The organism is Sphingomonas aerophila, assembly GCF_014199305.1.
Lineage (GTDB): Bacteria > Pseudomonadota > Alphaproteobacteria > Sphingomonadales > Sphingomonadaceae > Sphingomonas > Sphingomonas aerophila.
In genome coordinates this window covers 103,897-124,087 of record NZ_JACIJK010000006.1, presented here as the reverse complement: position 1 = coordinate 124,087, position 20,191 = coordinate 103,897, and the positions used below count along the sequence as shown (strand labels likewise).

At 65.4% G+C, this 20,191-nt stretch carries 15 protein-coding genes; 7 read left to right on the top strand and 8 right to left on the bottom strand.

What is annotated here, in order from left to right; all coding sequences use genetic code 11:
* Nucleotides 1–102 precede the first annotated feature (102 nt).
* Nucleotides 103–2,406: a S9 family peptidase gene (locus FHS94_RS10535; protein WP_184057566.1), complete on the top strand. Its 2,304-nt coding sequence runs from the start codon at nucleotides 103–105 to the stop codon at nucleotides 2,404–2,406.
* Nucleotides 2,407–2,632: 226 nt separating this feature from the next.
* Here the strand turns inward: FHS94_RS10535 and FHS94_RS10530 are convergent, their stop codons facing one another.
* Nucleotides 2,633–3,514: an alpha/beta fold hydrolase gene (locus FHS94_RS10530; RefSeq protein ID WP_184057564.1), complete on the bottom strand. Its 882-nt coding sequence runs from the start codon at nucleotides 3,512–3,514 to the stop codon at nucleotides 2,633–2,635.
* 442 nt (nucleotides 3,515–3,956) lie between these two features.
* On the opposite strand from FHS94_RS10530, the gene FHS94_RS10525 reads away from it, so the two are divergent.
* Nucleotides 3,957–5,045, top strand: coding sequence for an aspartate-semialdehyde dehydrogenase (locus FHS94_RS10525; RefSeq protein WP_246348576.1), 1,089 nt, complete (start codon nucleotides 3,957–3,959; stop codon nucleotides 5,043–5,045).
* Nucleotides 5,046–5,111: 66 nt separating this feature from the next.
* Here the strand turns inward: FHS94_RS10525 and FHS94_RS10520 are convergent, their stop codons facing one another.
* Genes FHS94_RS10520 through FHS94_RS10510 form a run of 3 tightly spaced genes read right to left on the bottom strand, consistent with a single transcriptional unit; the run spans nucleotide 5,112 to nucleotide 8,273 of the window.
* On the bottom strand, nucleotides 5,112–6,704 hold the full coding sequence (locus FHS94_RS10520; RefSeq protein WP_184057562.1) for a DHA2 family efflux MFS transporter permease subunit: 1,593 nt from the start codon (nucleotides 6,702–6,704) through the stop codon (nucleotides 5,112–5,114).
* Complete coding sequence (locus FHS94_RS10515) at nucleotides 6,704–7,834, bottom strand: HlyD family secretion protein (protein ID WP_184057560.1); 1,131 nt, start codon at nucleotides 7,832–7,834, stop codon at nucleotides 6,704–6,706. The genes FHS94_RS10520 and FHS94_RS10515 overlap by 1 nt, the downstream gene beginning before the upstream one ends.
* Complete coding sequence (locus tag FHS94_RS10510; RefSeq protein ID WP_343055240.1) at nucleotides 7,827–8,273, bottom strand: MarR family winged helix-turn-helix transcriptional regulator; 447 nt, start codon at nucleotides 8,271–8,273, stop codon at nucleotides 7,827–7,829. The genes FHS94_RS10515 and FHS94_RS10510 overlap by 8 nt, the downstream gene beginning before the upstream one ends.
* 104 nt (nucleotides 8,274–8,377) lie before the next feature.
* Between FHS94_RS10510 and FHS94_RS10505 the strand changes: the two genes are divergently transcribed.
* The 3 genes from FHS94_RS10505 to FHS94_RS10495 are packed head-to-tail and all read left to right on the top strand — an operon-like array spanning nucleotide 8,378 to nucleotide 11,451.
* On the top strand, nucleotides 8,378–8,830 hold the full coding sequence (locus FHS94_RS10505; RefSeq protein ID WP_184057558.1) for a GFA family protein: 453 nt from the start codon (nucleotides 8,378–8,380) through the stop codon (nucleotides 8,828–8,830).
* On the top strand, nucleotides 8,811–9,569 hold the full coding sequence (locus FHS94_RS10500) for an alpha/beta fold hydrolase (RefSeq protein ID WP_184057556.1): 759 nt from the start codon (nucleotides 8,811–8,813) through the stop codon (nucleotides 9,567–9,569). Before FHS94_RS10505 ends, FHS94_RS10500 begins: the two co-directional genes overlap by 20 nt.
* A 55-nt stretch (nucleotides 9,570–9,624) precedes the next feature.
* The gene (locus tag FHS94_RS10495) at nucleotides 9,625–11,451 is read left to right on the top strand and encodes a M2 family metallopeptidase (protein WP_184057554.1); all 1,827 of its coding nucleotides are present in this window, start codon (nucleotides 9,625–9,627) and stop codon (nucleotides 11,449–11,451) included.
* 222 nt (nucleotides 11,452–11,673) lie between these two features.
* Here FHS94_RS10495 and FHS94_RS19160 read toward each other — a convergent pair whose 3' ends face one another.
* The 3 genes from FHS94_RS19160 to FHS94_RS10480 all read right to left on the bottom strand — a co-directional run bounded on the left by FHS94_RS19160 (nucleotide 11,674) and on the right by FHS94_RS10480 (nucleotide 14,367).
* The gene (locus tag FHS94_RS19160) at nucleotides 11,674–12,282 is read right to left on the bottom strand and encodes a hypothetical protein (RefSeq protein ID WP_221234703.1); all 609 of its coding nucleotides are present in this window, start codon (nucleotides 12,280–12,282) and stop codon (nucleotides 11,674–11,676) included.
* A 61-nt stretch (nucleotides 12,283–12,343) separates the two neighbouring features.
* A complete protein-coding gene (locus tag FHS94_RS10485) occupies nucleotides 12,344–13,783 on the bottom strand; it encodes an AMP nucleosidase (protein ID WP_184057552.1) in 1,440 nt (479 codons plus the stop codon).
* Nucleotides 13,784–13,887: 104 nt separating this feature from the next.
* Nucleotides 13,888–14,367 carry a peroxiredoxin gene (locus tag FHS94_RS10480; RefSeq protein WP_184057550.1) on the bottom strand — a complete coding sequence of 160 codons (480 nt, stop codon included), beginning with the start codon at nucleotides 14,365–14,367 and terminating at the stop codon, nucleotides 13,888–13,890.
* A gap of 111 nt (nucleotides 14,368–14,478) precedes the next feature.
* Here FHS94_RS10480 and FHS94_RS10475 point away from each other — a divergent pair, with 111 nt between their 5' ends.
* The gene (locus FHS94_RS10475) at nucleotides 14,479–15,039 is read left to right on the top strand and encodes a YqgE/AlgH family protein (RefSeq protein ID WP_184057548.1); all 561 of its coding nucleotides are present in this window, start codon (nucleotides 14,479–14,481) and stop codon (nucleotides 15,037–15,039) included.
* Nucleotides 15,040–15,185: 146 nt separating this feature from the next.
* Nucleotides 15,186–16,610 carry an adenosylhomocysteinase gene (gene ahcY / locus FHS94_RS10470; protein ID WP_184057546.1) on the top strand — a complete coding sequence of 475 codons (1,425 nt, stop codon included), beginning with the start codon at nucleotides 15,186–15,188 and terminating at the stop codon, nucleotides 16,608–16,610.
* Between the two features lie 203 nt (nucleotides 16,611–16,813).
* On the opposite strand, the gene FHS94_RS10465 is transcribed toward ahcY, so the two are convergent.
* Nucleotides 16,814–20,050: a TonB-dependent receptor domain-containing protein gene (locus FHS94_RS10465; RefSeq protein WP_246348535.1), complete on the bottom strand. Its 3,237-nt coding sequence runs from the start codon at nucleotides 20,048–20,050 to the stop codon at nucleotides 16,814–16,816.
* Nucleotides 20,051–20,191 lie beyond the last annotated feature (141 nt).

Genomic DNA, 20,191 nt, shown 5'->3' with positions numbered 1-20,191 from the left:
TTTCCCTGAATGCCACGCGGCCGATGCCATCGATGGGCAGCGTGTCCCCTTCACGGTTCAACCCCTTTACCCACGCGGCGGCTGTCGCGACGGAGTTAGTTCATGCGATTGACCCTGCTTGCCCTTGCCCTGCTCGGAACCTCTGCCTTGGCCGCTGAGCCGCAGGTGACGGCCGCGAGCGAGCCGGCGCAGGCGAGCCCCGCGGTGCTGGCGCCCGTCGCCGCGAAGCCGGGCGACCTGACGCTGGAGCGGCTGTTCGCCAGTCCCGACCTGTCCGGGCAGCAGCCGCAAGCGCTGACCCTGTCGCCCGACGGCACGCTGCTGACCTCCATCCGCCCGCGCGCCGACGAGCGCAATCGCTACGACCTGTGGGCGTATGACACGCGGACCGGGCAGGAGCGGATGCTGGTCGACAGCAAGCGCGTCGGCAGCGGCGCCGAGCTGTCCGAGGCCGAGAAGATGCAGCGCGAGCGTGACCGTTCGCTGACCGGCAAGACGGGCATCGTCCAATATGACTGGTCGCCGGACGGCAAGTCGATCCTGGTGCCGCTGGACGGTGACCTGTACCTCGCCTCGCTCGACGGGCAGGTGCGGCGGCTGACCAGTACGCCCGGCGGCGAGCTGAACCCGGTGGTGAGCCCCAAGGGCGGCTTTGTCAGCTTTGTTCGGGACCAGAACCTGTTCGTGCAGCGGATCGCCGGGGGCGACGCCAAGGCCGTGACGACCGGCGGGCAGGGCACCATCCACTGGGGTGAAGCGGAGTTCGTCGCGCAGGAGGAAATGGATCGCCGCACGGGTTACTGGTGGAGCCCGGACGAGAAGCACATCGCGGTCGAGAAGTTCGACGAAGCGCCCGTGAAGATCTTCACCCGCGCCAGCATCGGCGCGGCGGGCACCAAGACGTACGAGCAGCGCTATCCGGCGGCGGGTACGCCCAACGTGCTGGTCGAGCTGTATGTCATGCGCCCGGACGGGTCGGGGCAGATAAAGGTCGACCTGGGCAGCAACCCGGACATCTACCTTGCCCGTGTCGACTGGACGCCGGACGGGTCGGCGTTGCTGGTGCAGCGGCAGAGCCGTGACCAGAAGCGGCTCGACATGCTGCGTGTCGATCCCGCGACGGGCAAGGCGACGATCCTGTTCAGCGAAAAGGCGGGCGCGAAGAGCTGGGTCGACCTGACCGATTCCTATGAGGCCATGGATGACGGCAGCCTGATCTGGCGATCGGCGCGGTCCGGGCATGGCCATCTGTACCGGTTCAAGGCGGGCAAGTGGACGGCCCTGACCCAGGGCGAGTGGGAAGTAACCGGGCTGGTCGGCATCGACCAGCCAAAGGGCCGCGTTTATTTCCTGGGCAACAAGGACGACGTGCTGGAGCAGCACCTGTATGCCGTCGACCTGGCACGCCCGAACAAGCTGACACGCCTGACCGAGGCAGGGTATTGGAATGGCGCGCGGATGGACAGGGCGGCGACCCGGCTGATCATCTCCCGCTCCAGCCCCACCCAGCCGTCGCAGGTGTTCCTGGCCGACCCCGACGGCAAGCGCACCGCGTGGGTGAACGAGAATGCGATCCGGGAGGGGCACCCATATTACCCCTACCTGTCCAGCCATCGCGAGACGAAGTTCGGCACCATCAAGGCTGCCGACGGCACCGACCTGCACTGGAAGATGATCACGCCAGCGCTGGAGCCGGGCAAGCGCTATCCGGTGTTCTTTGAGCATTATGGCGGCCCGACCAGCCAGACGGTGAGCCGCGCCTGGTCCAACCCGTTCCCGCAGTTCCTGGTCGACCAGGGCTATATCTTTTTCGAGATCGACAATCGCGGCACGCCCAATCGCGGGGTGGCGTTCAACAGCGCGGTCTATCACGCGATGGGCACGGTGGAGGTCGACGACCAGGTCGCCGGGGCCAATTACCTGAAAACGTTGCCGTTCGTGGACCCGACCAAGGTCGCGACCTATGGCTGGTCGTACGGCGGCTACATGACGCTGAAGATGCTGGAAAAGGCGCCGGGGGTGTTCGCCGCTGGCGTGTCGGGCGCGCCGGTAACCGACTGGCAGCTATATGACACGCATTATACGGAGCGGTATCTGGGCGATCCCAAGACCGATCCGCAGAGCTATGCCACCGCGAACGCGGTCCTGGATGCGCCCAAGATCAGCGACCCGTTGCTGTTGTTGCATGGCATGGCCGACGACAATGTGTTCCTGGACAACTCCACCGCCTTTGCGGCTGCGATGCAGGCGAACAACCGGCCGTTCGAGATGATGTTCTACCCAGGCAAGACGCACGCCGCGGCACGCGACATCCATGTCTGGACCACGATCCTGAACTTCCTGAACCGGGAGGTGCGCGACAAGCCGACGGTACAGGTCGCAGCGACATCAGCTCCCCGGCCCTAGGGTCGGGGCAGCGCACCGCGACCCGCTACCGGAGAGGCTGCTTCAGCAGGCGAGGGCAGGGAGCCGCGAGCGAGGCTGGTCGGGTCGGGGGTGAGGGCGGACACCGGAACAGACTTCGTACCCGGCCGGTCCACCCCTTGCCGCGCACGAATAGGATGGAGCGCTCGTCGACCTTGGTGCGCTCCGGTGCGATCGAGGGAGGACCGCGACGCGGAAGCCCCTCGCCCTATTTCAGGAACAGGTCCCACATCCTGTCCACAAGCTGCTGGGCGGTCCGCCTGTCGAAAAAGTGGCCGCTCCGTTCCAGTTTGACGACGTCGAGGTCGGGTATGTCGCGAGCAATCGAGGCAATACCCGCATTCCCGGTTCGGTCATCATTCTCTCCAAAGGCCAGCATCTTCTTGAGCCCCCTTGTCCGAGCGAGATAGCTTTCCAGGTTCCGCCGCCGGGCGGTTTCAGGAAAGAAGCCCCGGAGGAGATCAAGGCCCGGGACAGTCGCCAATCTGCCGTCCGACCAAAGGTCATGAGGGCTTTCGAGCAACCGGATTCGCGGACTGGCGGGCACCTGTTCGTGGCGCGCGGAGAACAGGTGGTTGAAGTTCCCGACCGCCTCATTGGCGCTGAACACCAAGGGCATTACCATCGCCAGCCCGTCGATCACGGGGGCAGCGGGGAGATCGCCGGCAGCCTTGGCGCTGATTAGCCCTCCCAGGCTTTCACCGAGAAGGACGATCTTGCCCCGCGGATGGAGTTGACGCAGCCTGGTTGCGTAAGACCCGACTTGGAAGGAGGCGTTGTCGAGATCGGGACGCGGAAAACTCGACCCATGGCGGGTGCCTGTGTAGCCGAGCCTCACGACGAACACGCCCCTCTCCACCAGAAAGAGCGGCAGGTCATCGTTCAGGCCAGGCGAAATGTCCGAGCCGGGGCCGCCGATGACGTCGATGACGATCCGCCTCGGAGTGGAAGGAGCGAGGTCCCGGCCGTCATAGAAGGCGACGATCGGTAGCCTGGAACCCGCTATCGTGACCGAGCCCGAAAACACGGTGACATCGGGTGCTTTGCTGACCTTCCATGTAGCGCAGTCGATTTCTGGATTGCCGACCATGGTGACAGCGCCACTTGGCTCTCCATTGGCATATGATCTCGAATATCGGCAGGGGTTGAGGCCGAGTAGCGCCACCGCAGGATCGAGTGACTTGACGAGCAATGGTGCTGCATTCGACCTGTCGTTCGCTACGCTAACCCCTGAAGGAATGTGAGGGATCGTCACGGAAAGCGGCGGCGGTGGGATTTGAGCCGGCACTGCGACGCTCATGGACGACGCGAAGGCGGTCACACCCGCGGTTATTCTGCTGACCATGCCTGCTCCGTCGACCGGCGTCCCCGACGAGACGCCATGTTCTTGGAGGAGGGGGGTGCGGGCGTAAATGGGCAGCTGCTGCCCTTTCGCCTGTGCGGGATAGCCAACCTATGACTCACTCCATGACAAAGGCGTTGCCCTGGGAGGCGCAATGCCCTTTAGACCCGTGCCGACGACGGAGGGCGAAATGGGTTATCGGGTGGTGGTCGCGGGCGCGACGGGGAATGTCGGGCGCGAGATGGTCAACATCCTCGCCGAGCGTCAGTTTCCGGCTGATGAGATCGCGGTGCTGGCGTCGAGCCGCAGCCAGGGCGACCAGATCGAGTATGGCGACACCGGTCGCATGCTCAAGGTGCAGAATATCGAGCATTTCGACCCGACCGGGTGGGACATGGCGCTATTCGCGATCGGATCCGAGGCGACGCGGGTCTATGCGCCGAAGTTCGCGGCGGCGGGCTGCACTGTGATCGACAATTCCTCCCTGTATCGCATGGACCCGGACGTGCCGCTGGTCGTGCCGGAAGTGAACGCGGAGGCGATCGACGGCTATACGGCCAAGAACATCATCGCCAACCCGAACTGCTCAACGGCGCAGATGGTGGTCGCGCTGAAGCCGTTGCACGATGCCGCGACGATCAAGCGCGTGGTGGTGGCGACGTATCAGTCGGTGTCGGGCGCGGGCAAGAGTGGCATGGACGAGCTGTTCGAGCAGAGCCGCAACATCTTTGTCGGCGATCCCGCGACGCCTCACAAATTCACCAAGCAGATCGCCTTCAACGTGATCCCGCACATCGACAGCTTTCTGGACGACGGTTCGACCAAGGAAGAATGGAAGATGGTGGTCGAAACCAAGAAGATCCTCGACCCCAAGATCAAGATCACCGCGACCTGCGTCCGCGTGCCCGTGTTCGTCGGTCATTCCGAGGCGATCAACCTGGAGTTCGCGGACGAGATCAGTGCCGAAGACGCGCGCCGCATCCTGCGCGAGGCGCCGGGCGTGATGCTGATCGATAAGCAGGAGGATGGCGGCTACATCACCCCGATCGAGGCCGCGGGCGACGACGCGACTTATGTCAGCCGCGTACGCGAGGACCCGACGGTCGAGAACGGGCTGTCGCTGTGGTGCGTGTCGGACAATCTGCGCAAGGGTGCGGCGTTGAACGCGGTGCAGATCGCGGAACTGCTCGGCCGGCGCCACCTGCGGCGTGGCAACGAGGCGGTGCTGGCGGGCGAGTCCAACGTCGCGATCGAGGCTGAGGACGACGACGAGGATTGAGCCGCATGCCCAACCCCGCGCCGATCACCTGTTCGTTAGAGGTGACAGGCGCGGGGCCGGGGCGGTTCAGTGGCCCATGGCGTCGGCGCTCGCCTTTACCGGGCCCTTTGGCCGCTTGAGCAACAGGCCGAGCGGCAGGGCACCGGCGGTCAGGATCATCATCAGCTTGAAGTTGTCGATATAGGCGATCATCGCCGCCTGCTGGTTGACGATCGCATCGGCCATGGCGAGCACGCTGGAACTGGTGGAGCCGGTCAGGGACGCGACGATCGGGTCGGCGGTGGTGAGGCCCGCCGCGGGGATGTGAGCGCCCAGCACCTCATGGTTCGTCTGAAGGTTGCGGGCGAGCAGCACCGTCACCACGGAGATGCCGACCGAACCGCCGATGTTTCGCGACAGGTTCATCAGCGACGTGCCCTCCGTCCGCTTTGACGGCGATAGCGTCCCGAACGCCATGATATTGAGCGGGATGAAGATCAGGCCAAGGCCGATGCCCTGGACAACGCCGGTCCAGATAAAGGGCCAGCTATCCATGCCAAGCGTCCAGCCGGTCATTTCATAAAGAGACCAGGCGGCGATGCTGAGACCCGACATGACCAGGATGCGCGGGTCCACGCCCTTGGCCATCAGGCGGCCGGCAAAGGCCATGCTGACCACGATCCCGACGCCGCGCGGCATCATCAGGATGCCGGTGGTGAGCACGGGATAGCCATACAGGTTCTGCAACATCGGCGGCAGCAGCGCGAGCGTTGCGGTCATCAACACGCCGATGACCAGCATGAAGCTGACGCCGGTCATCAGGTTGCGATCCTTGAACAAGGAGCGTTCGAACATCGGTTCCTTGGCGGTGAACAGGTGGACAATGAACATCCACGCTGCGGCGGCGGCGATCATCGCCTCGATCCGCACTTCCCAGCTTGAGAACCAGTCCTCCGTCTGGCCGCGGTCGAGCATCAGCTGGAACACGCTGATCGCGACGGCGAGCGTTGCGAAGCCGAACAGGTCGAAGCGGCGACGGATCACCTGGCGCGAGGGGAGCAGCGCCCACAGGATCGCATAACAGGCGATGCCGACCGGCACGTTGACGAAGAAGCACCAGCGCCAGTCGTAATTGTCGGTCAGCCAGCCGCCGATCACCGGGCCCAGGATCGGGCCGACCATGACACCCATGCCCCAGATCGACATGGCGCTGGCCTGTTTCGATTTGGGGTTGATGTCCATCATCACGGTCTGGCTGAGCGGGTTCATGAACGCCGCGGCCACGCCCTGAAGCAAGCGAAAGGCGACCATGGAGGGCAGGTTGGTCGCAAGCCCGCACGCCATTGAGGACAGCACGAAGCCGACAACGGACCACAGGAACAGACGCCGGCTGCCGAGCCGATCGGACAGCCAGCCGGTCAGCGGGATCGCGACGGCGGAAGCGACGATGTAGCTGGTCAGGACCCAGGTGATCGTGTCGGCCGTCGCGCTGAGCGCCGCCTGCATGTGCGGCAGCGCGACGTTGGCGATGGTGGAATCGAGGATCTGCATGACCGTCGCCGCCATGACGCCAATGGTCAGCAGCGGGCGGTTGCTGGTGTGGAGCGCAGGCTGGTCCTCCACCGGGGCAGGCGGAGGCGTGGTCGCGGACGCGCCGGCAGGCAGGGCGGCGCTGGCCATCAGCGGGCCGAGCGCACGTCGACCCGTACGTCGGCGGACTGGCCGGCAATCAGCTGGCGCGGGCTCTTTTCGTCGATCGCGACGCGAACGGGGACGCGCTGGGTCACCTTGACCCAGTTGCCGGTCGCATTCTGCGCGGGAAGGACGGAGAACTCGCTGCCCGTGCCAGCGCCGATCGACTGGACATGGCCACGAAGCTTCAGGCCGGGATAGGCATCGAAGCTGACCTCCGCCGGCTGGCCGACGCGCATGTGGTTGAGGTCGGTTTCCTTGAAGTTCGCCTCCACCCAGGAACGGCCATTGGCGACGATGCTGACCGCGGGCAGGCCGGTCACCATCATGGCGCCGACCTGTAGCCGGTCGGACTGGCTGATGGTGCCGTTCACCGGCGCACGGACCGCGGTGCGGCCGAGATCCAGGCTGGCGCGATCACGCTGGACCTGGGCGGCGGCGATGGCGGGGTTGGCGCCGGGCACGGCCGATCCGGTGGCGAGCTTGGCGCGAGCCTCGGCCGCGTTGGACGTCGCGTTGGCGAGCTGCGCGCGGGCTTGTTCAAGCGCGTGCTGCGACTGCTCCAACCGTGCGCGGGTGGTGAAGCCCTGGCGCATCAGTTCCGACTGGCGCTGATAGTCCTGCTGGGCGTTGACGATGGCGTCGCGCGCGGCCTGGATGTCCGCGCCAGTGCCCGCGAAATCCGCGCGCAGCGAGGTCAACGCGACCTGCGCGCTCGCGATGGCCGCGTTCGCCTGGCTGACGGCGATCCGGTAGGGTTCAGGGTCGATGCGGAACAGAAGGTCACCGGCGTGGACCGGCTGGTTCTCCCGGACGGCGACCTGGACAACGCGGCCGGCAACGTCGGACGACACCGAAACCTTGTCCTGCTGGACATAAGCATTGTCGGTGGAGACGAACTGGCCCCCCGTCAGCCAAAGATAGCCGCCGCCACCCGCGATGGCGATCGGCACGCTGACGAGGAGGAGAGGGCGCAGCCAACGACGCTTGTGTGCCGGTTCGGCCGGGGCCGCGTCGATTACGGGCGTTGCGGCGGCGGGTGCTGCCTCTGCCGCGATTGGATCGCCGACCGGCTCGGCGGAATGGCGCAGGTCGCGCTGGGGATCTGCGTCAGCCATGGGCCGTGTCCTTCAGGTCCGAAGAATGGAGATTGGTGCGGATGCGGGAGAGAGCGTCGACCATCGCCGCCTGTTCCGCCGGAGTGAGAACCGAGAGCGCGTCGCCGATCACGTCGTCGGCAAGCGCGCGAAGCTGGTCGATCAGCGGGCGCGATCTGTCGGTCAGGAAGATCTTCCACGCGCGGCGATCGGCGGGATCGCGGCGACGTTCGACATGGCCAGCTTCTTCCAACCGGTCGATCATGCGGCACAGGGTGATGGGCTCAACCTCCAGCAGGTCGGCAAGCCCGCCCTGGTTAATGCCCTCATGCCGCTTCAGCGCGGTGAGCGCCTTCCACTGGGCGCGGGTGATGCCGATCGCGCGCGCTCGCGCGTCGAACTCACGCCGCATCAGGCGCGACACGTCGCTGAGAAGAAAGCCGATGTCGTACCCCTGCACACGGCCGATATAGTAAGCATGCTTATGTGTTGGAAGAGCTGTCCCATACCGGTTTTGCAATCAAGCGTGCAAGCGCGTTAACTGGAGCAAACAGGAGAGCGACCATGGCGAGGTTGGCGATGGGCGGCTGCCAGTGTGGGCGGGTGCGGTACGAAGCGGAGCTGGAAACGGACGACGCGTATCTGTGCCATTGCCGAATGTGCCAGCGCGCGACGGGCGGCGTGTCCATTGCGTTCGTCGGCGTCGATCGCGACCGGGTCACCTGGACTACGCAAGAGCCCGATCGTTATCGATCGTCTCCGATCGCGCATCGCGGGTTCTGCTCGGCTTGCGGGACGCCGCTGACGTTCGAGTTTTCGGACGATGAGGCGAAGGGCCTGGACCTGACGGTCGGCAGTTTCGATGACCCGGCGCCATTTCGCCCGACGCATCATTTCGCGATCGAGAGCCGGCACGAGGCGTGGCTCGACACGCGTGACCTGCCCGGCATACGGAGCGAGGAGAACCCCTCCACCCGCGATCGCTGGATCAAAGCAATTGGCCACCTTCCCGACTGAACCGCAGTTCTTCAACAGCTTCGACGGCGTGCGCCTGGCATGGCGCGAGATTGGGGAGGGGCGTCCGGTCGTCCTGATCCACGGATATTTCTCCACCACCGAAGTGAACTGGATCAAGTACGGCCATGCCGCCGCCGTCGCCGCGCGCGGTTTTCGGGTCATCATGCCGGACCTGCGCGGGCACGGCTTTAGCGACCGGCCGCATGACGCGGCGAGCTATCCGCCCGATGCCCTTATGCGGGACGGGCTGGCGCTGGTCGAGCATCTGGGCCTGACCGACTATGACCTGGGCGGCTATTCGCTGGGCGCGCGGACGACGGTGCGGATGCTGGCGAACGGTGCGGCGCCGCGCCGGGTCGTGCTGACGGGTATGGGACTGACCGGCATCGTGTCCACCACCGGGCGAGGCGAGTATTTCCGGCGCGTGCTGACCAACCTAGGCTCGTTCGAGCGGGGCACGCCGGAATGGCTGACGGAGGCTTTCCTCAAGACCACGCAGGGCGATCCACAGGCGTTGCTGCGGGTGCTGGACACGTTCGTGGACACGCCGCGGGACGCGTTGACGGCGATCGACCGGCCAGTCCTGGTCGCGTGCGGCGTCGATGACGACGACAATGGTTCGGCGCGCGAGCTGGCCGAGGCGTTGCGCGGCCAATATCTCGAGGTGCCCGGCAACCATATGAGCGCGGTCACCAAGCCGGAGCTGGGCCGCGCCATTGCCGAATTCCTGGCCGCTTGACCGCCGCCCCACCTGTTCGGCACAACCCGCTGTATTCGCTTATCAAGGACCATCGATGATCCGTTCCGCCATTTCCCTGGCAGCGCTGGCCGGCGCGATTGCCGCTTTGCCTGCCGCCGGGCAGACGACCGCTTCCGCGCCCGCAGCAACCCCCGCCCAGGCCGATGCCTTTGTCGCAAAGGCGGAGGCTGAGCAGGCAAAGGCTTCGCTGGACGCGAGCCGCATCGCGTGGGTCAACGCCACCTTTATCACCGACGATACGGACGCGCTCGCCGCGGCGGCGAATGCGAAGATCACGACCATGCAGGTGGAACAGGCGCTGGAGGCGGCCAAGTTCCAGTCCGTGTCCGGCCTGTCGGGCGATACCAAGCGCAAGCTGGACCTGCTGCGCGGCGGCATCACCAACCCCGCGCCGACCCGGGCGGGTGCTGCGGACGAGCTGGCGACGCTGAGCACGCGCATGTCGTCCACCTACGGCAAGGGCAAGGGAACGCTGGAGGGCAAGGCAATCAACGGATCGGACATCGAGGCGGCAATGGGCGAGGTGCGCGACCCCGCCAAGCTGCAGGAGATGTGGACCAGCTGGAACGACAATGTCGGCGCACCGATGCGGGGCGATTACCAGAAGGCGATGGCGCTGGAGAATGAAGGCGCCAAGCAGCTGGGCTATGCGGACCTGGGCGCGATGTGGCGGTCGGGCTATGACATGAGCCCGGAGCAGTTCGAGGCGCTGACCGACAAGATCTGGACGGAAGTCGAGCCGCTGTACAAGTCGCTCCACACGTATGTCCGCTGGAAGCTGAACGAGAAATATGGCGATGCGGTGCAGGCCAAGACGGGGCCGATCCGTTCCGACCTGCTCGGCAATATGTGGGCCCAGGAATGGGGCAACATCTATGACGTCGTCGCGCCGGCGGGCTCGGGCTCGATCGGTTATGACACGGGCGAGCTGCTGAAGGCCAAGGGTTATGACCCGACCAAGATGGTCCGGCAGGGGGAGGGCTTCTATTCCTCGCTGGGCTTTGCGCCGCTGCCCGAGACGTTCTGGCAGCGTTCGCAGATCGTGAAGCCTGCAGACCGCGAGGTCATCTGCCACGCGTCGGCCTGGGACATCGACAGCCAGGACGACATTCGCATCAAGATGTGCACCAAGGTGAATGCCGACGATTTCGTCACCATCCACCACGAGCTTGGCCACAATTACTACCAGCGCGCCTACAAGGCGCAGCCGTTCCTGTACAAGAACGGCGCGAATGACGGCTTCCACGAAGCTATCGGCGACACAATCGCGCTGTCGATCACGCCTGAATACCTGGTGCAGATCGGGTTGCTCGACCGTTCGGCAGTGCCCGGGTCAGACAAGGACATCGGCCTGCTGCTGCGCCAGGCGATGGACAAGGTGGCGTTCCTGCCGTTCGGCCTTCTGGTCGACAAATGGCGCTGGGGCGTGTCGTCGGGCGAGATCAAGCCGGGCGGCTATCAGGCCGGCTGGGATGCGCTGCGGCTGAAGTACCAGGGGATCAAGCCCCCGGTCGCGCGCGACGAAACGCGCTTCGATGCAGGCGCCAAGTACCACATCCCAGGGGGCACACCGTACATGCGTTATTTCCTGGCGCGGGTGCTGCAGTTCCAGTTCTATGAGGCGGCGTGCCGTCAGGCGGGCTGGAAGGGGCCGCTGCACCGTTGTTCCTTCTACGGCAACAAGGCGGTCGGGCAGAAGCTGAACGCAATGCTGGAGATGGGTCAGTCGAAGCCCTGGCCGGACGCACTGCAGGTGTTCACGGGCAGCCGCGAGATGTCGGGCCGCGCGCTTGTCGCGTATTTCGCGCCGCTGAAGAAGTGGCTGGACCAGCAGAACAAGGGCAAGCCGACCGGCTGGTGAACACGGCGGGAGCGTTGCTTCCGCGATGGTGGCGTAGGACGCCCTGCACCTCGGCTTAGTGCCGGGGCGGGGGTGTTCTGGCCGCGATCGGATCGGGACAAGGCGGAAGGCGTCGGACTTGGCGTAAGCGGTAAGCCGGCGCATTAGACTGGATCAGGGGCAGCGCGACGTTGACCGACGCTGCCCCTGATCGGTCAGGGCCACAAAGGGCCGAGCCTGAATTCAGGCGTTGGGGACGGTGTTCTCATCAGCGATGCCAGCTTCGAACGACTTGGACGAGTCCGTACCGTCCGGCTGGTGCGCGCCGGCGTTGGCCTTGGGCGGCGTGCTCGCGTCACCCTTGGCGCTGCTCGACCGGAGGGACAGCAGCGCTGCTGCCGTTGCGCCCGCTACGGCGAGGCCGCCGGCAATGGCCGCTGCGCCCCAAGTGCCGCCGACCTTGTCCGTCGCCTTGGCGAGCGTCGACTTTTGCGCTGCCTTCTTGCCCTTGGCCGTGGAGCGCGGAGTGGCCCGCTTTGAAGAACGCGGCTTCACTGCGGCGACCGCCGTGGCCGCCTTGCGAGCGGTGCCGGTGACCGTGTCGCCTGCCTTAGTCGCCGTGCGGGACGCTGCGGCGCGCACCGACTTCGCGGCCGTTGCGGCGCCGTCCTCTACTGTTGCGACGATGCCTTCATCCTTGGGCACGCGCTTGACGGGCGTGCGACGGGTGGTGGCGCGCTTGGGCGCGGGAGCGTCGGCACCGGCAGTGGCCTTGCGAGGGCCCCGGCGGCGCGGTGCCGGCTTCGGAGCTTCGGCGGCCGGGGTTTCGGGCGTGTCTGAGTTGTCGGCCATGTCGTGCTCCCTGGCGAATTGATTCGCTTGCGTAACGCGCTTGTGCCGGATCGGCTCCCAATCAGCGGAAGGGGGGCTCATCGAACGCGCGCAGCTTTCGCGAGTGCAGCGTCGCGCCCTCTCGCCGAAGCTGTTCGCACGCTTCGATGCCGATCCGCATGTGTTCGCTGATCGCGCGTTCGTAGAAGCGGTTAGCCTGGCCGGGGAGCTTCAACTCGCCATGCAGGGGCTTGTCCGACACGCACAATAAGGTGCCGTAGGGGACGCGGAAGCGATAACCCTGCGCGGCGATCGTGGCGGACTCCATGTCGATGCCCACCGCGCGGCTGAGCGAAAACCGCAGCGCCGATTGCGAATAGCGCAGTTCCCAGTTGCGGTCGTCGGTGGTGACAATGGTGCCCGTGCGCAGGCGGCGCTTCAGCTCCTCGCCGGACTGGCCGGACACGATCTCTGCGGCGCGAGCCATCGCTACCTGTACTTCGGCGATGGCCGGCACCGGGATTTCGGGCGGCAGCACGTCGTCGAGGACGTGATCGTCGCGCAGGTACGCATGCGCGAGAACATAGTCGCCGATCCGCTGCGAGGGGCGAAGACCGCCGCAGTGGCCGATCATCAACCACGCCTCTGGCCGGATCACGGCGAGATGGTCGCAGATCGTCTTCGCATTCGACGGGCCGACGCCGATGTTCACCAGCGTGATGCCCGTCCGGTCGGGCGCCATCAGATGATAGGCTGGCATCTGGTGCCGCCGCCACGCGCTGTCGGTGACGACGCGGTCGGGATCGTCGCCGGCGTGCATCAGAACGCCGCCAGCACCCGAGACGGCGGTGAAACGGCTACCCTCGCCTAGCTGCCCGACGGCCCAGCGAACAAACTCGTCGACGTAGCGATGGTAGTTAGTGAACAGCACGAACCGCTGCGTGTGCTCGGCAGGCGTGCCGGTGTAGTGACGCAGCCGCGCCAGGCTGAAATCCGTCCGCAGGGCATCGAACAGGGCCAGTGGGCGTGACGGGTCGGGTGACTGCCAGCGGCCATCGGCGATCTCATCGCCGATATGGGCGAGTTCGGTCGCCGGAAAAAAGCGGGCGAGCTCTGCCGCGGAGACCGCATCGAGGCTGAGTGCGTGGCCCGGATCGAGGACGTAGGGGAAGGGGATCTCCTGACGCCCGGGGACCGCCTGAACCTCTACGTCATAATCCTCAATCAGCAGGGTCAGCTGTTCGGTCAGGTAATCCGCGAACAGGCCCGGCTTGGTCACCGAAATGCGGTAGGTACCGGGTGTGCTGAGCCGGCCAAAGGAGCGCGGGGGAACCGGGCGGTCTTCGGCACCGCCGCGATAGGTCAGCGCAATTTCAGGGTAGGCGAAGCTGCCGTCGTGGCGCGCCTGCGGATCGGGTCGGCGCCCTTCGGTCACATACGCTGTCAGGGCGCTTTGCAGCCGCTCCACGGAAGCACAATAGAGGCGGTCGAGTTCGGAGACGATCTGGGCAGCGCGTGTCATCGGGCAGTGTTTAGCCCGATCCGACGCCCGAGCAAGCCGCGTGTTTGTCGGCCCAAATGCCGATTTTCTCGCCCCTGGGCTGGCCTGGGGCGAGAAGAAAAGGCTCAGATGTGTTCCAGCAGATAGTCGGCCGAGCTTACCTTGAACTCACCGGGCTGTTCAACGTGGAGCTGCTGCACGACGCCATCCTCGACCAGCATGACGTAGCGCTGGCTGCGTGTGCCCATGCCAAATTTCGACCCGTCCATGGTCAGCCCGAGAGCGCTGGCGAAGTCGCCGTTGCCATCGGCGAGCATGGTAACCGCGGTCGCCCCGTTCGCCTGTGCCCAGGCACCCAGGACAAAGGCGTCGTTGATGGCGGTGCAGGCGATCTCGTCCACGCCCTTTGCGTACAGCGCGTCGGCCTTTTCGACGAAGCCCGGCAGATGCCGCGCAGAGCAGGTCGGCGTGTAAGCACCCGGGACGGCGAACAGCGCAACCGTCTTCCCGGCGAAGTAATCGGAGGTATTCACCTGGTCGGGGCCAGCATCCGTCACCTTGACGAGCGTGGTCTGGGGCAAGCGGTCGCCGACGCTGATGGTCATGCCTGTAACTCCTGAGATCGTCCGGGGAAAACCCGAGCCGCCGGCATGTGCCGCGCGGCCAAGTTGATTTCAAGCGTGGCGAGAGGCGCCGCGCCCTCCTATGTTGTTGTCATGGACGCGCCTTCTTTTCTGACCGGGCAATTTCTTCTCGCCATGCCGGGCATGGGCGACCCGCGCTTTGAGCATGCGGTGATCGCCATGTGTTCGCACGACGAACATGGTGCGCTGGGGATCGGCCTCGGCGCGACGGTGGACGGGCTAGGTTTTCACGATCTGCTCGACAGCTTCAGCATCGAACACGGGGCGGCGCCGAATGCACCCGTGCACTTCGGGGGACCGTGCGAGCCGCGCCGGGGTTTCGTGATCCACAGTTCCGATTGGGACGGCGGCGACACGGTGGACGTGGCGGGATGCTGGTCGCTGTCGACCACCGTTGACGTTCTGCGCGCGATTGCGTCGGGAACCGGGCCGAGCCGCTGGACGGTGGCGCTCGGCTATGCCGGGTGGGGCGAGGGGCAGCTGGAGGGCGAGCTGGTGCGGCCGGGCTGGCTGAATGTCGCGTGTGACCAGAAGCTGTTGTTCGAGACGCCGGCCGCCGAGCGCTGGACTCGAGGCTTCAGCGCGGCGGGCGTCGATCCGCGCCTGCTGGTGACCGGGTCCGGCAACGCCTGAGCTCCCGGACGGAACGGCGCGAGGGCGCCATTGTTCGTCATATAAAGAAATCTTTATATTTGCCCGGACGGCGCGGAGCGGCTATGGCGCGCGCCATCCGGCACGGGCGCGCCGCCCGCCGATCAATTCCATTCAGGAGTTTGCCAGTGGCTACCGCACTCGCACCCAACACCCAGCAAGACTACGCCATCGCTGACATCGGCCTGGCCGATTTCGGCCGCGCCGAGATCCGCATCGCCGAAACCGAAATGCCCGGCCTGATGGCCCTGCGCGAAGAGTTCGGCGCGTCGCAGCCGCTGAAGGGCGCGCGCATCACCGGCTCGCTGCACATGACCATCCAGACGGCCGTGCTGATCGAGACGCTGACCGCGCTTGGCGCCGACGTGCGTTGGGCGACCTGCAACATCTTCTCGACCCAGGACCATGCCGCCGCCGCGATCGCCGCGACGGGCGTGCCGGTATTCGCGATCAAGGGCGAGAGCCTGGCCGATTACTGGGACTATGTCGGTGACATCTTCTCATGGGATACGAACGGCGACGGCCAGACCGCCAACATCATCCTCGATGACGGCGGCGACGCAACCATGTTTGCGCTGTGGGGCGCGAAGCTGGAAGCCGGCCAGAGCTTTGGCGAGCCGGAGAACGAGGAAGAAGTCGAGTTCCAGCGCGCGCTGAAGGCGTTCATCGCCAAGAAGCCCGGCTATCTGACGCAGACGGTCAAGAACCTGAAGGGCGTGTCGGAAGAGACGACCACGGGCGTGCACCGCCTGTACGAGATCGCAAAGAAGGGCGAGCTGCCGTTCCCGGCGATCAACGTCAACGACAGCGTGACCAAGTCGAAGTTCGACAATCTGTACGGCTGCAAGGAGTCGCTGGTCGACGCGATCCGTCGCGCGACGGACGTCATGCTCGCCGGCAAGGTTGCCACCGTTGCCGGCTTTGGCGACGTGGGCAAGGGTTCGGCCGCATCGCTGCGCAACGGCGGCGCGCGCGTGCTGGTCACCGAGATCGACCCGATCTGCGCACTGCAGGCGGCGATGGAAGGCTATGAGGTCGTGACGATGGACGAGGCGGTGAAGCGCTCCGACATTTTCGTCACCGCCACCGGCAACGCCGACGTCATCACCGCCGATCACATGAAGGCGATGAAGCCCATGTCGATCGTCTGCAACATCGGCCACTTCGACAGCGAGATCCAGATCGCGGCATTGTCGAACTACAAGTGGACCGAAGTGAAGCCCGGCACCGACCTGGTCGAGTTCCCGGACGGCAAGCAGATCATCATCCTGGCGAAGGGTCGCCTGGTGAACCTGGGCTGCGCCACCGGCCACCCGAGCTTTGTGATGTCGGCAAGCTTCACCAACCAGACGCTGGCGCAGATCGAGCTGTTCACCAAGGGCGAGAACTACAAGAACGAAGTGTACGTTCTGCCCAAGCACCTGGACGAGAAGGTTGCGGCGCTGCACCTCGAAAAGCTCGGCGTGCACCTGTCGAAGCTGAACGAGAAGCAGGCCAAGTATATCGGCGTGCCGGTCGAAGGCCCGTTCAAGCCGGACCATTACCGCTACTGATCCTCGCCTGAGTGATCGAACAAAGGGGGCGGCGCCTGATAAGGGCGCTGCCCCTTTTTGCTGTCCGGGTCAGGGCGACTGGCGCGCGAGGGGGCGTGCGCAGAGCCCCACGTGGAGTGCGGGCCAGCCCAAAGAAAAGGCGCCAGCCCCGTGTGGGACCGGCGCCTGTTGATTGCCGGACGGCGTTGCCGCCGCCCGAGCGATCAGAAATGGAAGCCGGCCCCGACCAGGAACGCGCGGCCGACCAGGCCCTGGTAATAGGTGTTCAGGGCACCCGAACCGGCGGTGGCCGGGTAGGGAATCTTTTCTGCCAGCACGTTGTCGATGTTGAAGCGGAAGTCGAAGCGATCGCTTGCCCGCATGATCAGCGCCGTGTTCCACACGGTGAAGCTGCCGACGCCGGTGACGTCGCGGGTATTGGGCGCGTCCTCCACGTCGAACTTCGCCGGGCCGGTGTAGACGACCTGGTTGAACCAGCTGACCGGGCCGGTGTCCAACGTGACGCTGGCGTTCACCTTGTCGACGCTGCTGCCGATGTTGCCGCGGGTGCTGGTGCGCGGCGTATCGCTGCTGATCTGTGAGTCCTGCTTGATGATGTGCTGGTACGACACGCTGGCGTTGACCGTGCCGAGCGACCCGATCCGTGAACGATAGCCGCCCTCGAGCTCCAGAGCCTGGAAGCGCTGGCCACCCTGGTTGATGTAGGGTTCGTCCAGCGTCAGCACCTGGCCGAAGTTCTCGCCCGGCGTCGTGTCGCGGGTGACGAGGCCGCAGTAGAAGTTGTCGGGATAGGTCGTCGCGTCATAGCAGCCCCGCAACACGTCCTCCGCGCTCGACGACACGATCGTGTTGCGCAGGTTAATGTTGATGTAATCCACCGACAGCGAGAAGCCGCGAACGAAGCTGGGGGTGATGACGCCGCCAACGGTCCAGGAATTGGCCGTTTCGTTTTCCAGGTTGCGGTTGCCGATCACGTTGATCGGGATGGAAACCGAATTGACCAGCGAGCTGAACTCAGCCGATGGCGGCAGCCCCGCCGCGGTGCAGTTCGCGATGCGGGTTGCCGGGTTCGGGCCGCCGTTCACATTCTGCACGTCGCAAGGGTCGAAGCCGCCGTCAAAGGCAGGCTGGTTGGCGGCAAACAGCTCCGTCACGGCAGGCGCGCGGATCGCCTTGGTGAAGTTGCCGCGTACCGCCACGCCGGAGATAGGCGCCCAGCGCCCGCCTGCCGTCCAGGTGAAGGCGCCGCCGACTGCAGAATTGTCGACATAACGGCCAGCGGCGTTGACCTCCAGTTCCTCGATCAGCGGGATGTTCTGATCGCGACCGATCAAGGGCGCGCGGATTTCGCCGAACACCTCGTTGGTCGTGTACGAACCCCTGAGGCCATTGATCGGGATCGAGCGGCCCAGCGGCGTCGTATAGAAGGCATCGGGTGAGAAGCGCGAATATTCGCGCCGGTTCTCATAGCCGACCGACACGCCCAGGTCGCCGCCCGGCAGGGTCAGTAGCGAGCCCGTCAGCGTGGCCAGAAAGTCCCGCTGCGACGTGATCGCATAGGTGGTCGCGTTGGTGGTGACGTAGTCGCGCGCAGCCTGGCTGGGTGCGCCATTGCCGAACAGGTTCAGCGGTGCACAGGTGGTCGAAATCGTCCCGTTATACTGCTGGCCGAATGGCGGCGAGTTCGGGTCGGTCCGGACCAGCGGTGGCTGGGTCGGATCGTTGGGGTCCGGGTTGAACGGCAGGCAGACGATGTTGCCGCTGGCGTCCCGACCGACATTTAGCGCCCGGCGAAGGTTGGGCTCGACGATCGACGGGATCACGGACCGGCTGTTGGTGCGACCGTAGTTGGCCGAGGCTTCCCAGGTCCACTTGTGGCCGTTGAACTGGAAGTCACCGCGGAAGCCACCGACCAGGCGATAGGTGCCCTGGTTCAGCTTCGATACGCCAGAGGTGAGGTCGACATTGGCACGGCCGACATAGAAGTTGGCATCATCGCCCGACGGCAGGCCGGCTGCGGCGAGATTGGCGCGGATCACGTCGCGCGCCTGCTGCGTCAGGAACGGGTTGTTCAACTTGAAGATGAAGTTGCCGTTGACGTCGAACGAGCCGGGCGCGCTCTGTGAAAAGAAGGACGTATTGTAGTTCGGCTGGTCCGCGAGGTTGGTCGCCCAGTTCTTCGACACCCAGCCCTCGCCAAAGACCTCGATGCCGTCGGTCAGGTCATAATGGCCCAGCACGACCGCGTTCAGGCGGTCATCCGTGACGCGAAGGTTGGTGATGTCCGCGAAGTTGAGATTGTCGCCGCCAAGAAAGGTGGTCGGATCGGATGTCGGCGTGCCGATGTTGAACGGCGTCAGGTTACCCGAAGGATCGAAGGCGACGATCTGGCCGGCGGCGTTGCGGATAACCGATGTCGTGCCGCCGGGCGCGGCCGGGACAAGCCGGCCGGCATCGCGGATGAACGCCACCCCCCCCGTGGTTCCGAGGTAGGTGCGGGTGTTCCCGACGAGCACCTGGGAGAAGGGCGAGTCCGGATCGCCGGGCGCAACAAAGCCGAGCTGGCGACGTACGATGTCACGGCGGTTACCGAGCAGGCCGGCGTCGTGATTATATTCGACGTTCACGGTGATGTTGCCGCGTCCATCGCCGAAATTGGTGCCGAACAGCCCGCGAATGCGCTGGTTGCCGAGGTCGCCCTGCTGGCTGATGCCGGCCTGGCCATCAAGGTCGATGCCCGAGAAATCCTTGCGCAGGATGATGTTGACGGTGCCAGCAATCGCATCGGCACCATAGATGGGTGCGCCGCCGATTGAGACGGTCTCAACCCGCTCGATCAGTTTGGTCGGGATCGTGTTGAGGTCGACCTGCGTGCCGGCGCCCGCTGACGAGAACACGGTGGCCGGGTTGGCACCCACGAAGCGGCGGCCGTTGACCAGCGTCAGCGTGCGCTGTGAGCCCAGGGCGTAAAGGTTGACGAAGCTTTGGCCCACGCCAAAACCGTTGCCCTGTCCACCAACGAGCGAGCTGTCGGGGACTGAAAAGCCCGGCAGTTCATTGATGGCGCGGGCGACATCCTGATAACCGCGGTTGTTCAGGGTTGCGGCGCTGAGCGTGGTGGTCGGCTGGGCATTGTCGACGGACGGGCGCGCGATGCGCGAGCCGGTTACCACGACTTCCTGGTCCGAGCCGGCGTCCGCGGGCACTTGCTGGCCGCCCAACCCCTCCTGCGCGGCAGCCGCCGGAGTTTCGGTCGGCGCCGTCGAGGTGGTCGCCGCGGCGCCCGCCTGCTGCCCTTCCTGCTGCGAGGTCGACGGGATCTGGCTTTGTTGACCGGAAGTGTCCGTTGCCTGGGCATAAGCCGGAGCCGTGGAGGCCATCAGCCCGACAAAGGCCAAAGTGGTCAGCCCCGTGGTGGAGCAAAGGATGGAACGACGCATAACTATCCTCAGAAAACCGGGCGTTAAGCCAGTACTACTGCCGCATAGGTGCGCAACGGCTTTGGAAGGTGCGGGCGCCCTAGGATGCAGATAGTCACAAACTGTAACAGTTGAGCAACAGGCAGGAATACCGAGGCGAAA

Excerpts from the sequence above, each read along its gene's own strand:
- FHS94_RS10535 (WP_184057566.1), top strand. The coding sequence starts at position 103 with ATGCGATTGACCCTGCTTGCCCTTGCCCTGCTCGGAACCTCTGCCTTG.
- FHS94_RS10530 (WP_184057564.1), bottom strand. The coding sequence starts at position 3,514 with ATGGTCGGCAATCCAGAAATCGACTGCGCTACATGGAAGGTCAGCAAA.
- FHS94_RS10525 (WP_246348576.1), top strand. The coding sequence starts at position 3,957 with ATGGGTTATCGGGTGGTGGTCGCGGGCGCGACGGGGAATGTCGGGCGC.
- FHS94_RS10520 (WP_184057562.1), bottom strand. The coding sequence starts at position 6,704 with ATGGCCAGCGCCGCCCTGCCTGCCGGCGCGTCCGCGACCACGCCTCCG.
- FHS94_RS10515 (WP_184057560.1), bottom strand. The coding sequence starts at position 7,834 with ATGGCTGACGCAGATCCCCAGCGCGACCTGCGCCATTCCGCCGAGCCG.
- FHS94_RS10505 (WP_184057558.1), top strand. The coding sequence starts at position 8,378 with ATGGCGAGGTTGGCGATGGGCGGCTGCCAGTGTGGGCGGGTGCGGTAC.
- FHS94_RS10495 (WP_184057554.1), top strand. The coding sequence starts at position 9,625 with ATGATCCGTTCCGCCATTTCCCTGGCAGCGCTGGCCGGCGCGATTGCC.
- FHS94_RS19160 (WP_221234703.1), bottom strand. The coding sequence starts at position 12,282 with ATGGCCGACAACTCAGACACGCCCGAAACCCCGGCCGCCGAAGCTCCG.
- FHS94_RS10485 (WP_184057552.1), bottom strand. The coding sequence starts at position 13,783 with ATGACACGCGCTGCCCAGATCGTCTCCGAACTCGACCGCCTCTATTGT.
- FHS94_RS10480 (WP_184057550.1), bottom strand. The coding sequence starts at position 14,367 with ATGACCATCAGCGTCGGCGACCGCTTGCCCCAGACCACGCTCGTCAAG.
- FHS94_RS10475 (WP_184057548.1), top strand. The coding sequence starts at position 14,479 with ATGGACGCGCCTTCTTTTCTGACCGGGCAATTTCTTCTCGCCATGCCG.
- FHS94_RS10465 (WP_246348535.1), bottom strand. The coding sequence starts at position 20,050 with ATGCGTCGTTCCATCCTTTGCTCCACCACGGGGCTGACCACTTTGGCC.